6 protein-coding genes are annotated in these 14,727 nt (G+C 59.2%); 3 read left to right on the plus strand and 3 right to left on the minus strand.

The features are described from left to right. From Q1A75_RS05915 to Q1A75_RS05925, 3 genes are all read right to left on the minus strand, one after another. Complete coding sequence (locus Q1A75_RS05915; protein WP_299550495.1) at window positions 1-3,978, minus strand: hypothetical protein; 3,978 nt, start codon at window positions 3,976-3,978, stop codon at window positions 1-3. A gap of 9 nt (window positions 3,979-3,987) precedes the next feature. Beyond that, window positions 3,988-11,343, minus strand: coding sequence for a hypothetical protein (locus Q1A75_RS05920; RefSeq protein ID WP_299550493.1), 7,356 nt, complete (start codon window positions 11,341-11,343; stop codon window positions 3,988-3,990). Window positions 11,344-11,864: 521 nt separating this feature from the next. Then, the gene (locus Q1A75_RS05925; protein WP_299550491.1) at window positions 11,865-12,596 is read right to left on the minus strand and encodes an IclR family transcriptional regulator; all 732 of its coding nucleotides are present in this window, start codon (window positions 12,594-12,596) and stop codon (window positions 11,865-11,867) included. A 156-nt stretch (window positions 12,597-12,752) separates the two neighbouring features. On the opposite strand from Q1A75_RS05925, the gene Q1A75_RS05930 reads away from it, so the two are divergent. The 3 genes from Q1A75_RS05930 to Q1A75_RS05940 are packed head-to-tail and all read left to right on the plus strand — an operon-like array spanning window position 12,753 to window position 14,724. Beyond that, window positions 12,753-13,592 carry a cyclase family protein gene (locus tag Q1A75_RS05930; protein ID WP_299550489.1) on the plus strand — a complete coding sequence of 280 codons (840 nt, stop codon included), beginning with the start codon at window positions 12,753-12,755 and terminating at the stop codon, window positions 13,590-13,592. After that, the gene (locus Q1A75_RS05935) at window positions 13,592-13,942 is read left to right on the plus strand and encodes a cupin domain-containing protein (RefSeq protein ID WP_299550488.1); all 351 of its coding nucleotides are present in this window, start codon (window positions 13,592-13,594) and stop codon (window positions 13,940-13,942) included. The genes Q1A75_RS05930 and Q1A75_RS05935 overlap by 1 nt, the downstream gene beginning before the upstream one ends. Continuing rightward, window positions 13,939-14,724, plus strand: coding sequence for an SDR family oxidoreductase (locus Q1A75_RS05940; protein WP_299550487.1), 786 nt, complete (start codon window positions 13,939-13,941; stop codon window positions 14,722-14,724). The genes Q1A75_RS05935 and Q1A75_RS05940 overlap by 4 nt, the downstream gene beginning before the upstream one ends. Window positions 14,725-14,727 lie beyond the last annotated feature (3 nt).

Here is a 14,727-nt window from a genome sequence, read left to right on the forward strand (position 1 = left end):
TCAATCCCGGTCAGAACTTGAGACGCGTCGCCCGTCCGGCGCTATGATCTCAAACGTGATGCTGCGGATGTCCTTGCGGGCAAACACGGTGATCCCGGTGCGGGCGCCAACCTTCTGACGGTTTGCGACGTAAAGCGGTGCCTGCGCGCCAGACGTGGACGGCAGACCACCGATGGGCACCTCATCCAGCGGCGCTTCGTATACCAGGTTCCGCCCATCGGTCTTGAACTGAGACGCTGGCCGGTTCGTTCCAAGATCCAGAATCGGGCCCGGACGTGGTTCGAACGGTCGTGGAATGCGGAAGCCCGGAGTCGGCTCTGGTGTGTCATCAGGCAGTCTGCCAAAACGGCCCAGTCCGCCGGGCAACTCGCGCAGATCGCGGAACCGATCCGTTCCAAGGATACCACCGCCACCCGATGTCGGCCGAATAACGATCCGCACGCGGTGCTCCAGCGGTCCTGCCACCGGCGCATCGGTGGTCACGAAATACACAGTGCCCCGGCCTGATATGCTGAAACTGTCGACTTCGCTAAGATCAGGTAGCGGAACAATCGACCCTTCGCCAAAGCTGACGGCACGTTCAGTCACCCGTCCGAGAGGATCAGTCATCCGCAGAAGTATGCTGCCTGCGGGCAGCGTATTCGGTCGCCGTACGAACAAGCGATAGTTGCGATCAAGCCCGTCCGGCACGCGCCAAAGCGCAGTTTGCGTCATCTCGGGCACTTCGGGAACAAGTTCGAGCGGCGTGGCACCGGGCTGCTTTTGGCCCGGGTTCAAAGGATCTTCGCCAGCATCCGGCGCGATTGTGTAGTAATGGAGATGCGGTTCGCCCTCCAAACGCACCTCGGCTGACAGGGTATGCGGGCCAAGCGTGGTGGGTGTGATCGGCGCATTGGAGGCCATCGATACAAGTATGTCACCCAGATTGCCCCCGCCTGGCCATGTCAGGATTGGCGGTGTGAGCTGTGGCGGATCGTTCGGTGGGATTACAACCGGAACCGCCGGAGATGACCGCCCGCGACCCTTGCGGACGCCGCGTTGTGCGTCGTCCAACCCCCACGCAATCGCCCGATACCATTGCGGCTTCCATGAGCCGCCCGGAGCGTCCTCACCGGTGATGCCCGTGATCCACGTTTCGGTGCCATTCGTGTCAGTCCCCACCATCCAATCGGCAGTGCTACCAGTAAGCGACACCATTGGCGGTCCCATGCTGTCAATCTGGCGTGCCGCATCCGCGACCCGCGTGCGATAGAGATCGATACCCCCTGGACGCGCACCTGAACTTGCCCGCGTTTCGACCCGAATACGAGCGGCAAAACCTCCGGGTGTTTCGATCCTTTGCGCCTCGATCGTTGGAGGGGCCGGTGTTGCGATGCGTGGTGCCACAAAGGGAACCATCGCTTTGTCTGCGTCTGAGCCAGCGGGCCACGGACCTTCGACACCGCCAGCGCTGACCGGGATCACCACAAAGAGGTGAATAGCCTGCGATCCACGTGGCAAGGCAACATCCAGATTGGTACCGGTCAGCAAAGTCTTGTTCACGCGGTTGAAATCCCGGCGGTCGGGGGAAGCAGTGAAAGCATTCTTGAGCGTGGTGAGGCGCGTGCTGAGGGTCACACCCGGCAGTGCTTCGGGTATGTCACGGGCCGCCAGCATCCGGGTTTCAGTGCTTTGATACAGCACGTAGCCTTCTGCACCGGGCACGGATTGCCATTCAACAATCGCATGGCATTCGCCCTTCGCATCCGGCAGGCTGGCCAGTCGTACAACATCGATCACCTGCGTTGGTCGCGAGCGTGGATCAGATGCGTAGGTCAGTTTGCTGCGCGGTCCAAAGCTACCGACACGGCCCGGTGCTAACGCCTCGCGCAGCCGCGCCCGCATCGCCAGTCCGACATGCCGCGTACCATTGTAGTCGAGCGAGAATCCCGGGATCGTCACGCGGTACCTGCGCGCGTGCCCCTGGCTGGAAAATCCCGGTGCGGCGACCTCTGCATCGCCTTGGGCGTCTAAGCTGATGACGTTGGCGGCCCCGTCAAGACCCGGAACGCTGGGATCGTTGAGAGAAGGCACATCACCCGCGAAGGTGATGAACACGTTCTGTGCCGCACCGCCGATGGTTTTTTGCAACCCACCTGGTAAACCACCCGGCTCGGGATCGTGGCGTGTTGCCGCCGCAAACAAACGCCCGACAAAATCGACCCGGGCGACTGAACGCACACGCCAATCCACGACAAATTCAACAACAAGGTCCGCCGGGCACACTGTACCGCTGCCAGTATCAATGGGCCGCAGTTCCGCTGATATGATGTTGACGGTGTCAGGTTCAGGTTGCGTGGTCGAAAACGGCTGCGTGGACCACGGGCTCCAGATCCCAAAAAGGTTCTGGTTGGCCAAACCATATTGTGCGCTAACCGAGCCCGGCGCGTTCGGAATGACAAAGCCAGTATCCGATGCCGATTGCCGAGGATACTCCGGATCCTGGCGGTTCTCGTTGTTTCCAATGGGCATAAGACCCTTGCCGGACGGGCGTCGTTCCATCAACGGGGTGGCAGGGCCGACAACACCCCCCTCGGCACGTCCAAACGCAAAGCTCGAGACAGAGTTGAAGTTGTCGAGAGGCAGGCGTTCCCAACTTGCACGGCTGGTGGCGGTCCAATCCCCATCTGGCGCGACCGGTCTTTGATGAGCAAGGAAATGCAGGCGCAGATCGGTGGGTGGAATGGGGCGGGTCACACGCCGCGGGCGGGGAATGATCGTGGCCAGTTCCAGCGGTTCGCTTTGCCCGTCCAGCCCACGATGCCAAAGGCCGGTCACCATGAAATCATAGTCGGCCATGTCCGGCGAACCGAGCAAGCTTATTGCGCCAAGGTTGATCGGGTCCAGATCAACGTAAGGATAGCCCGTACCGAACCCCATCAGCACGGATTGCATCGGATCGGTTGCAACAGCCATCTGCATCAACTTGACAGACGATATCCGCGCCTCGCCATCATCCGCGGGCATCGTATCACCATTCGCGTTTTGCGGTGGGTTGATGGCGTGGCGGTCCAGAACGTCGGCCTGCTGGTTTGGCGGCGCCTGCATGGCCGTGTGCAACATATCGAGCAGCGTCTTGTTGGCATCGTCGATCATACCATCAAGGTCCGGCACCTCCCATGCCGGGGCAGTGTCGCCCGTGGGAAAGGTTGGATACCAACCAAACGGGTTAATTCCGCGCGAAAATCGCTGTTTTGCAGCCTCTTGCGCCGGTAATTCCGCCCCGACAAGACCCTGATCCTTGCCATGCACTTGACCGTCGAGATCGCTGAACTCACTTGGATCAACGGGCAATCCAACCGTTTCAATCAGCTCCCATCCGTCGACCTTTTCCGCCTGCGACAAGCCTTCGCCAAATGCAGACACCTCCTGACCGTCCGCGCCGCCGATCAGAACGGCCGTAATGAATGGCGCATAAAAGCGATACGTGCGCTCACCATTTGCTGGAATGTTCAGGCTTTCGAACCCGAGCATGTTTTCGAACCCGACGCCGTTCGCCAAGGGCACGATTGTAACGCCCAATGCGGGGCCCGTGCTTTTGACCCGGACGGTAATCGACATGACCGGTTCGGTGAATTGATGCACCGTGCCCAATGGAGGAAGTGTGATCCTGTTTGTCAGCACTGGTTCAGGGCTCTGCAACAATGGGAAAGCGACCCGACGCCAGACCTTGAACGGTTCAGAAGGTAAACCGACACCGGGGTTGACCTGCCAACGCAGAAACACCGCCAGAACACGATTGCCAAAGTCCTTGAGGTCAAGGCCCTGCGGCGCGGAGCGCGTGGGCCGGAATGTCTCGTGCGTGGCGAAGGAGTTAACAGATGGCCCAGAAGTGCCTGTTACCACCTCATTTTCATCCGCAAAGGGACGCAGCAAAGAATCCGCAGTGATCATCGCACCCTGACCACGGAACAAATAGGGGCTGAATGTGCGGTTCATCGGTCCCTCCTAATCCTCTTCCCAAGGTGCGCGGGTCAGATCGGTAGCAACGATCTCGATCTCAACATCGCTGGCGAACCCTTCGTCGAGATACGGCTCGGCAAAGGCCTTGCGCACCATGTTCAGCCGCAAGCTCTGGCCCCGCGCACCCGGTTTGAGAGTGATCAAGGCGCGCTGCGTGCCGGGTGAAAACAGAATCTTGTCCACGAGATCATCCGAAGAGGCGCTTTCCGCGATGGACAGCCACGGCGTCGCTTCCAGCTTCCAACGGGTTGTTGCAATGCCATCGGGATCTTCTTCTGTTACTTCCTGAGGCAGCGGACGTGTCCGGTGCATCGGCTCGCTCGCGTCCAGAATGATTGCTGCCGGTTGCGGATCGGCCGCCGGGTTCGCTTGTTCCCAGAAGACAATCACGCGAGCCGCTCCGGGTACATCCATCGGTTCCAGCCCCGCGCCGATCAGTTCTTCGTCCAGTTCTGGCCCCATGGTCGTGAGCAGGGTTTGCCCCGGCACGATTCCATCAAGCGCACGACCCGCAAAACGTGGATTGTTGCCAATTGCCTGCAACATGCCCGCTTCGACAAATCTGTGCTCTGTCACCGTTGCCTGAACATCGCGGGCAAAATCCTCGGTCAGACCGAATTGCCCGGTCGAGAAGTTCAGCCGGTACACCCGATCGCCGACTGTGCCCGCATCCGCACCGATATCGACGGACTCAATGTTCATGACATAGTCGGTGTAGGGATCAAGCGGGATGGGCAGCTTGACCATCGAATGGCGCACCCTTTCCCCATCCACCGGAACGCAGGGGCCGGTTTCCGTGATCACATCCTGTAGCACGGCTTCGAACGGCGACAGGACGTGAGCCTGAACGTTTTCAAGCGTTCCAGCGTCAATCGGCACAGGGTGTGGCAGACCGGGTTCGTCCACTTGCTTGAACGATGCCGCCTTGAGCCGCACCCGCAATTCCTTGCCATAGGCTGCGAACAGTTGATCCACGGCGTTCGTTGCAAAGACGACGCGGGGTGCATCAAGGCCGAACACATGTGCTTCTCCCTCGGCAGGCAAGGTGCAAAGAATCCATGGATCAAGCCGCTTGGGCGCCTCTGCATCTGTGCGGAACCAGAACTCCGCCGTCTGCTCGGCCGCGTCGCTTTCCGCACCTTCATCGTCACGGATGCGCACATCACTTCGGCACGTTACGCGGTAGACGGAGTCGGGGAACAACAGCGCGACATCGGCGCTTTGTGGCCCTAGGAATTCTTCGATTGCATCGCGATCTTTTTGAATTTCCGTCGTGTCATATTCTTCGCGCTCAGCCTCACTTAGGCGGGTCAACTCGATCGCGCCGACATAAAACGGACGACCTTGCTGTTCGAAGCGGCTGGCTTGCTTCTCATCCAGATACAAAACACCAATCCGGAACCGATCCGTTCCTTCTGGCGGTTCCAGCTTAACACAGACCGGTTGGCGTGGTGACAGGCGCGATTGGCCGTAAAGAACGGTGTGGTACACATCCTCGAACCATGGGCCATTCACATCTGCCCAGCGCGGCGGGACGCTGGTTACGGACAGCAGATCAGACACCCGTACAGGACGTACGTCCAGGACGTTGCCGCCGTCATCAAGGAAGTGGATCATCAGGCCGCGGCCTGTTCCCTGATCATCGTTCAAAAGACCGCGGTTGACCCACATCAGCACATGGCCCGCGAGGATGGCACCGCTGTCGACCTCAATGACGTCCGACAATGGCCCGTGTTTGACGCCCATTTCGGACAGTCTGTCGGCGACCTCACCCGCGCGGCTGACATCGCCAAAGATCACCGGTTCTCCGGTATCCCAAAACGGTGACGCCAGCACGCGCCCCGGGCATTGCGGCTCATCTACCTGAGGCCCGCCGGGCACATGGGTAGCATGTGTTGCGGGGCCGTTCGTAACACTCAGCAACGTGCTGCGGGTGATCGATATCCCTTGTGCCACACGTCGTGCAGCTTCGCCCAAGTCAAGACGTTCGGCAGTCAGGGTGTCTACTGTGGCTGCAGAGCCAAAGGACCCGATCACCGCACGGTCCACCAAGGCGCGCTCGGCCAGACGACGCGTCCGCCCGGTCAAGGTCGCGGTCGCAACATCGCCATCGCTTGTCGCCCCACGGTTCAATGTACCGGCGCCCAGCGACAAAGCGGGGTTCAGGCGGCGCGTTGTTATGCCTGTATTCAGGTCCAATTCCGCCGGATCGAGCGCGTCAGACAAATTACGCAGACGACCCGTGTCTATGGTCAAATCCAGCGGACGTCCGGTGATATCACGGCCGACAAAACCGCGCGTTGGTGGGACGTCATCCTGAAACTCAGGTGCGCAATCCACAAGCCCGCCCTCGACGACCGCCGGAACGATGCCGCGCAACTGGTCCAAACTCGGGTCCCCGGACCGCCACGTTTCATGCACATGCAGCGCCCGGTCTGCATCCGCTGACCGGGTTGCATCTTCTGGATCAGGCCACGCAATACCGGTCAGGTCCCATCCGCTCGGTGATGGCCCAAGCCGTTCATTGGAAAATGTCCAGAGCACAGGCGCTGCCGGCGCGGCAGGGTTACAGACCCGCCCCCAACGCTCACGAATGGTTTCTTCCAGGATCTCAGACCGTTCCAGCGCCTTGGGCGCCGGGTTCGGTGTCCAGTTGAGCAGTGACAGATGTGTTGTCAAGTTTTCACCATCCGGCGGCTCAAGCGTCCACCAGGTTGATGGCGTGTTGCCCGGCATCACGGCGTCAGCTGATCCGACACGTTCAAGCGTGACATCGGTCATCGTGTAGCAATAGGCAAAGTCACCCCGCCCGATGAACCCACCCGCTGGCGCGCCCGTGCTTCCACCCGGTGCGTCGCCCAGCGGCATGATTCCACCGTCCAGCGCAGGCATCGCAAGGCTCAGCACCGGGATTGCATCGATTGGGACGACAGGCATTTCGCTGTCGGCGGGTTGGCTGTCACCACGCGGCATATCACCGATCTTGCTGTCGATGCCGCGATCCACGCCCGTCCCCTCGGCCAACGCCGGCGTACGGCTGACCAGTACTGCGCCAGCAAACAAGTCGGGCGGTGGCGGCAGGATTTTCGAATCCTCGCCAATATGGAAATCGACACAGCCCTTGATCGAGAAGAAGAACAGGTCAAGCTCGCCACAGACCTCACCATCAATGCGGCTGACCTGCGTACCGTCAGCACGTTCGCCAACCTGCGCTGACAGGGCAGCGGATGCCGACAAGCTGATGATGAACAGCTTTAGCTCGCCCCGCAGATACAACAATCCGCCAACATAGAAAGGTTGGAACCCGATGATGGCGTTAAAGCCCGCAGTCACCTTCAGATACAAGTTGATCGAGGTGTTGCCCCAGATGATCGACACCTCAAGGCCTGCAGCGATGCCAAACCCGTTGACCTGGCTGAGAGCAGGGAGGTTATTGCCGGGCGGCTGGTAGCTGGGAATGCCATGTCCAGAGAACATGACATATCCGGACCCATCAAAGGCCCCGAGGATCGACGCACGAATGGGACCCGGCAGCGGATTGCCTTGCAGGTCACTGCCCTCGAAACTGCCCAGATAGATATGCCAGAACTTACCGTCCTTGAGGTTGAAGAATGCCTCGATCGGGATCTTGATCTCGACCAGCGGGTCGATGGTGAAATCAATGGAAATCCCGATGGTCAGCGTGCCGCGGCCAAAGTCGAGATCGATGACACAAAGGAACGTGCCTTCTGCATTCTTGTCCTTGAGTGCAGGCAGCACAGCCAAGAGGTTCGCCTTAACCACCAGCAGAACGCGCGGGCCGGGCAGCTCCAGCATGAACATGCCCTTGACGTTGAAAATGATCGGGCTGCCCATTGTGCCCAGCGTAATGCCGACACCGAAGGCCCAGCTATCTACGTTGGTTTTCCAAGCTTGCAGGTTCGTGGGGTCCCCGTTGGCGCGGTTCTTGAGCCATTCCAGTGCAGGGGTGAGAGATGTGATGCCGTCTTCGTCGCGCGCGTAGTGCATGGCGAACAGGCCGACAAAGCCATAAATGCCGAACCCTGACTGGGCGAGTGGGATGGCGACAGGCAACTCGACTTCCAATGCAACGGCGACGCCTGTTGCCGGGCCACCGGACGCTTCGGATATTTGCGCAACAGCAATCTGCGCGGCGATGCGCATCTTGACCGGGATCAGCCTAACGTCGATCCCGCCCTTGATCTCGGTCCCCTCAGCCCCGTCGTTGAACTCCATGTAGCCGGAGCCTTCCAGTACACCCGGTACTTTCAGGCCCGCGCCGAACGCCGTTAGTTCTGGCGCGCCCAGCGGATCTATCGGCATGCGCACGCGGGCGCGGTCCACTGAGACAACCCCAAGATCGATGGCAAAACCAAGATCGATCTCGAAACTCAGCGGGTTGGTGCGCGCGATGCGAGCGCCAAGCACCTGAAGGATCTGACCCAGCGGATCGGCTACACGGATTGCTCCGGGGCCGGACACATCGATGGAATATCCCTTGGAGCTGTCAAAGACAGGCCGAAACTCGAACTTTCCGCCGCCGCCCGGTGGTTCACCAAAGCTCAGGCCGATGGCCTTGTACCGCACGGCCAAGGGCGTATCGCGCGGGATTTCCAACAGCGGATCACCGCCGCCGAAGGCAATGTTGACCGAAACCGCAGTCTCAACATCAAACAGGAAGCTCATCTGCCATCTGTCGCCTTGTCGGCGGAACGCCCCTTCGCCACCAAACAGAATGACACGTTCGATGTTGAAAAAACCCGCTGATGCGAGGCCAGTGGCCACTCCGATGACCGCCGCCGACGCCACAATCGGTGCCACACCGCCATCAGCCGGGTTGGCAGGCGCAATCTCGGACAACAGCGGGGTGAAGATGGTCGTCATCCCCAATAGGTCACGCCCGAAGTTCTTAGGTTCCAGCGCCTGCCCGGGCAGTTGCCCAGTCATCACAAGCCCATCTTTGTCCGCCGGATCCGCCCCAATATACAGCTTCACCTCGTCAGTCTGGCTGGCTGGGTCAGTCTGGTAGAGGAACAGGAAGTCGGTGATGCCATCGGCCGGGTTATTGCCAACGCCGCGTATATCGTCGGGCGTTTCCCCTGCCCCGCCACGCTGCAGCGCGCCCTCGATACCGGTTTGGAAATCGATCTGGCCTGACAGCTCCAAGGCCACGAACTGGTTTCGAATGATCCGAACCTTCAATCGGGCCGAACGGAACCAGTCCGGCGTCGCCGGCTCACTGGGTGGGGTGTCTGTGACCTCGGGCGGGGGCGGTGGCTCTGGTACATCGGGGCGGCGGACATCTCCGGTGATCACTTCGCCCGGAAGATTAACAAGGAACCCGGTGATTTCGGCGTTCCACCACTGTGAGCGGTTTGGCTCACCTTGGGTCTTCCAGACATTCTCTCGCCAACTGATTGGGAAGCTGGCACCGCTGGGTTCATCCACACCAGTGAAATCAGGGTTAAAGCGGTCATTCAAAAGCGCACGCAACCCCTCGGCCCGACGCTGGCTTAGCAGCCAGTTATACTGCGCCTTTCCGTCATCTCCGTCATAGCTGGCTGTGCCTGTAATCGTGATGTCGCGGGGATTGATGCGTGACAGAATGTCGGCATAAGCCGTGTCAAAGGGATCGGCGGTCGTGCGCCAATCCGAATCCTCGTCCGCAATAAGGGCCTGATCATCCCGGATGTTCCCGGCAACCTTCGAATAGCTGAGCGGGTCATTCTTGGGCGGCGTGTCGTAACGGAAGTACGCCGTCAAAGACGAGATGTTGTCATCTGGTGTGCGTGCCTCGATCGTGCGGCTTTGGCCACCGGAAACATCCACATCGACAGAGCTGCCAACACTGGCTGGTCCTCCGTCAATGACCCATTCGGTATTTGGCGGAACAGTCGCGCCGGCCAGACTGACGCGCACTGTTCCCGCCTGCCGGTTGTCATTCAGCAGCACCAGCGGTGGTGCTGGCAGGGATTGCGCTTCTCGGGTGATCGACGTCGTTGTCAAGATCGCCGCCAGCGGCTCACCCGGGGGCGGGGCCACCGCAGGAGGCGCACGCCGCGCTGCTGTGATGGTCAGCGTCGCCTGCTTCGACGGTGCACTGGCATCGGTCGCAGTGATCGTGATGGTGCGTGTGCCGGTGGCGGGTGTTGTAACGTCATGTACGACGCCGGCTTGCGCGCCGCTGCCTTGGTCGACCGTTACGCTGTAGGGCGCGCGACCACCGCGCACATCAACCGCAAGTCGCGTGGCTTCAGGCAAGGCAGCTGTTGCAGCCCCCGGGCTTGTTCTTGTGATGCCGATGCCCTGCCGATCACTGGTGAAGAAATTCGCGCCTATGACAAGGTCACCGCTGCCCTGGTTGATCACCGCAACATCGAAGTCGCCCGTGACCCCATTCGAACCGCCAAGCCCGATCAACAGGTTTTCGACGCCGGCATTGACTGCAAAATCTTCGGCGCCGTTCGGGGCAAAGAAGATACGGATTTCGGGCAGGTAAAGTCCGGTCCACGCCTCATCAAACCCAAATTGCGACAGGATTTCGGGTGGCGTATAGCCGTCTGACAGATCAAGGTACGCCGAGCGGAACCCGAACCCGACCACACGTCCCAGCCCGATAAAGGCATGGCTGGGCTCCATCGTGACAAGCTCTGCTGCCGCCAATGCGCCGGGGTCATCGAGGCCTGACGCACCAAGAGACACCAGGCAAACCTGCACCTGCGCGTTGGCGTCCGAGCCCTGGGTTAAGCGAAGCTTGATCTTGGGCAGGTGGAACACCACGTCCGTGCGCGTGGTATGTGGAATGAGCAACCCGTCTGGCCGCATCTCTGCCGGTTGCAGGAACGGTGGCCGCAACTCGATGCCCGCAAGGATCAGATCCAGCGTGAAGCCTGTATTCGGGTAGTCAGATGGCGGTGGGTCAATCGGCGGTGTGTCCAGTGCGTCAAGAATGTCGCGCAACGGTTGGAAATCTGCATCGCCACCCGGGACGGTCGCAACACCATTTGCAATGATTGTGCCCGCGACGCGCGGCACAGTCATCGAGAATTCAACGCGGGTGTCGGTGATGTCGAGCCAGGGTTCGGACCTGTCGGGTTGGTTACGAGGGTGCCCTTCTGCATTGGCGGCACCAGCAGTCAGCGTGCCCGTCGATGGATCAAAGCTGGGTAGATCAACATCACCGGAAAACCGCGCTACGCCGCGGACCACCGTCCCGCCGGGTCCTGCCGCGGTTTCATAACCTTCGACATAGATGACTGACAGCACTGCGTGCCATGTGGTCGCCTCGCCCCGGAGAATGTAGGGTCTGAACAAATCCACCAAAGAAAGATCGAACGACATGAGTCAAAGACTCCTGCAAAATATATTTGCGAAAAAGCGGCGACAAAAGAAATAAAACTAGAAAAATTCAACCATTGATGGGAATTTCTGTCAAACACGATAAGCGTAATTCCGCCTGCATCAATAGCTCCGTTGACTTGTTCACCGGTGACCACGCACGGAAATTGGTTCCTTTAGAAACGGTTTCAGCACGGCTGCCGCCATCTCAGGTTTCTTGAGAGCGTTATTAGATGAAAGTGGCTATTTTATAATGACTTAGTCATAGCCCGCCGGTGCGTCGTCAGATGGTATAAAGTGCCACAAAGCCCATGATTGCGAGCTGCATCTTTGTAAAGATCGTAACCCATAGCAGCAGGCTTGTTCGCCTCTACATACCGCCGGGATGCTCTGTGTAAACTTCTACAAAGTGTCTCTTCAGTATTTCCGCCCGCACATCCCAGCTCACGATTTACGTGTGAAGCGATCATATGAAGCATGTCGTTGCGTATGCTCCGTCTTGCAGCAGTGCAACAGCTCTTGCGCTAACTCTTCAGCATTGCAATTGCCGCCCGAATGGAGTCAGCCAAAGCGGGTTTGACCCGGTCATACCGTGAGCTTGGAACCGGAACAGACACAGCAAAGATATCGCCGACCTGATCCGCCACTGCAAACCCCATCGCGCAAATTCCATCGGTGTGTTCGTTCTCGTCACAGGCCAGATCACCCGCCCGGATTGCGTCAATCCCATCCACAATGTCGGACAAGGGTGGCGCGTAAGGACCACGTGAACGATGTTCAGCCCGGATCAGAGAGAGTGCCCGCTCAGGTCGCATGCAAGCCAAAGCGGCCCGCCCGTTTGCCGTCGTGGTTAGGGGAAAGTGTTCTCCGATCCGCGACACCGTGCGCAGGCGATGGCTGCCTTCTATCTGATCAACAAACAACATCTGAGCCCCCTCCAGAGTGGCCAGATCAACAGTCTCACCCGTTTCATCCGACAGCCGCTCCATTATAGGACGCAAACGGGCACGCATGTCCGATGATACTGCGTGGGCGAGGCTTTGAATCTCGCGCCCGAGCCTGATTCCTCCATCCCCCCGTTCGGTGGAAACAAACCCTTCGGCCACAAGCGCTGCAACGATGCGCTGTACCGTAGAGCGGGGCAGTTGGGCCCCTTTCGCAATCTGGCCGAGGCTTAACCCGTCTGTCTCACGACCTAACAAACGCAGGATTTCGGCAGCCCGGGAAATTACCTGAATACCTTGATTTTTTGACATTTTTTAGTGCCCCAACGCTAAAATATGCGCTGCATTTACCGGCTCAGAAGTACCGAAATATTTGCAGCTCGTGAGTACGCCAATCAAACATTGACCGGTATACGGTACATACGCACCATAATACGGGACAGCAACACAAAGCTTTGGGAGGAGCCGATGGTCGTAAATATTCGCGGGATCGATTTCCAGGAAAACGAAAATAACGACATGGGGCTCGATTTCGTGAACCTCAGCCACCGCTACGGCTTTCAGTGCCCGAACTGGCCCTATTTCAAAGACGTTCAGATCGATCGCAAGCATTACATGGCGAAGTCCGGTGTATTGAGCCAGACGATCACAACAACAATGCACGTCACCACTCACATCGACGCGCCCGCCCACGTGGTTCAGGGGACGCCCTTCATCGACGAAGTGCCATTGCCACACTTCTTTGGGTCCGGCCTGGTTGTCAGTATTCCGAAGAAAAAGTGGGAACAGATCACCGGTGATGATCTGGAAAAAGCTTGTGGGCATGCGATCCGTAAAAACGATGTCCTCATCATCAATACCGGCTGGCACAAGCAGTATGAAGACGGTGACTACTTTGCCTATTGTCCCGGGCTGGTTCCGTCGGCCGCCGACTGGATGGTCGAAAAAGGGGTCAAGGTTGTGGGTCACGACACGCAAGCCAACGACCACCCGCTGGCGACCGCGATCGGACCGCAGCGCAATGGGCCTATCCTGCCGCATCTTGAGCAGGAATATCTCGAATGGTCTGGCGGTACACCATGGGAGGTCGACTTCCCTGAATGGGAACCCGTGCACCAAAAGCTGTTTACCAACGGGATTCTTGGAATTGAGAATGTCGGCGGTGATCTGGACCGCGTAACTGGCAAGCGGGTCACCTTTGCGTTCTTCCCCTGGAATTGGGACCGCGGCGACGGTTGCATCATCCGGCTCGTGGCCATGATGGACAAATCCCAAGGCTACCGGATCGAAGCAGGCGAGGACTTTTGATGTTGCTCAAGCGTTTCGCTGATGCCCAGCCTTATGACGCCCCGAACCATTGGGGTGTCGCGGGCCTGCGCCTGCAAGGGTTTGAAGACAACGGGCCGGAAAATCAATGGATCGGGTTCTCACAGTTCCTGCCAGGCGGTGGTGCGGGTCCGGATGCAACGCCTTTTGAGAAGGTTTACGTTGTGCTTGAAGGCGAAATGACCGTGACCATCGATGGCACAGACACGGTTCTGCGCGCGATGGACAGTTGCACCATTCCACCAGGCGAAGTTCGCAAGATCGCGAACCACAGTAATCATGTCTGCAAGATGCTTGTCGTGATCCCATACCCCGATGGAGTTCGGCCATGAGCCTCGACAACCCGCTGTCCTTTTTTGATGTTTCCGGCAAGGTCGCCCTGATTACCGGTGCTTCAGGTGCGTTTGGTGCGGTTGCTGCGCGCTGTCTTTCGGGCGCAGGCGCAAAGGTTGTCCTCGCCGCTGGAAATGCCGACGCCATGGCTGAGGTCGCAGCCACCTGCAAGGGCAAGACGCACCAGATCAACGCACGGCCCGACGGCGAAGAAGCCAGCGCCGCGCTTGTCGCGGAAACCGTAGAAACGTACGGACGCCTCGACATCCTCGTCGTTGCATCAGGCATGAACAAGGTTGCCAAGATCGGTGACATGGAACCCGCAACATTCGAGGGGGTTATGGATGCCAACGTCACCCAAAGCTGGTTGATGGCCCGCACGGCAAGTGCCCAGATGCAGGCCCAGGGTGATGGCGGAAAGATTGTCCTCATGTCCTCGGCCCGTGGCCTTTTGGGTCACCCTGCAGGCTACACCGCGTACTGCGCATCAAAGGCAGCAGTCGACGGGATCACCAAGGCGCTTGGCTGCGAATTGGGTCCAACAGGCATCACGGTAAACGCCATCGCGCCAACCGTCTTCCGATCCCCGCTGACCGCCTGGATGTTCGAGGATACGGACGAGGCCAAAACCGTGCGCGACGGTTTTCTAACCCGTGTGCCCAAGGGCCGACTGGGCGAGCCCGAGGATCTCGCGGGCCCTCTCTTGTTCCTGTCTTCGCCCGCGTCGGACTTCTACACCGGGCATATTCTGTATGCCGACGGCGGCTATACGGCGGGCTGATAC

The organism is uncultured Tateyamaria sp. (assembly GCF_947504105.1).
Lineage (GTDB): Bacteria > Pseudomonadota > Alphaproteobacteria > Rhodobacterales > Rhodobacteraceae > Tateyamaria.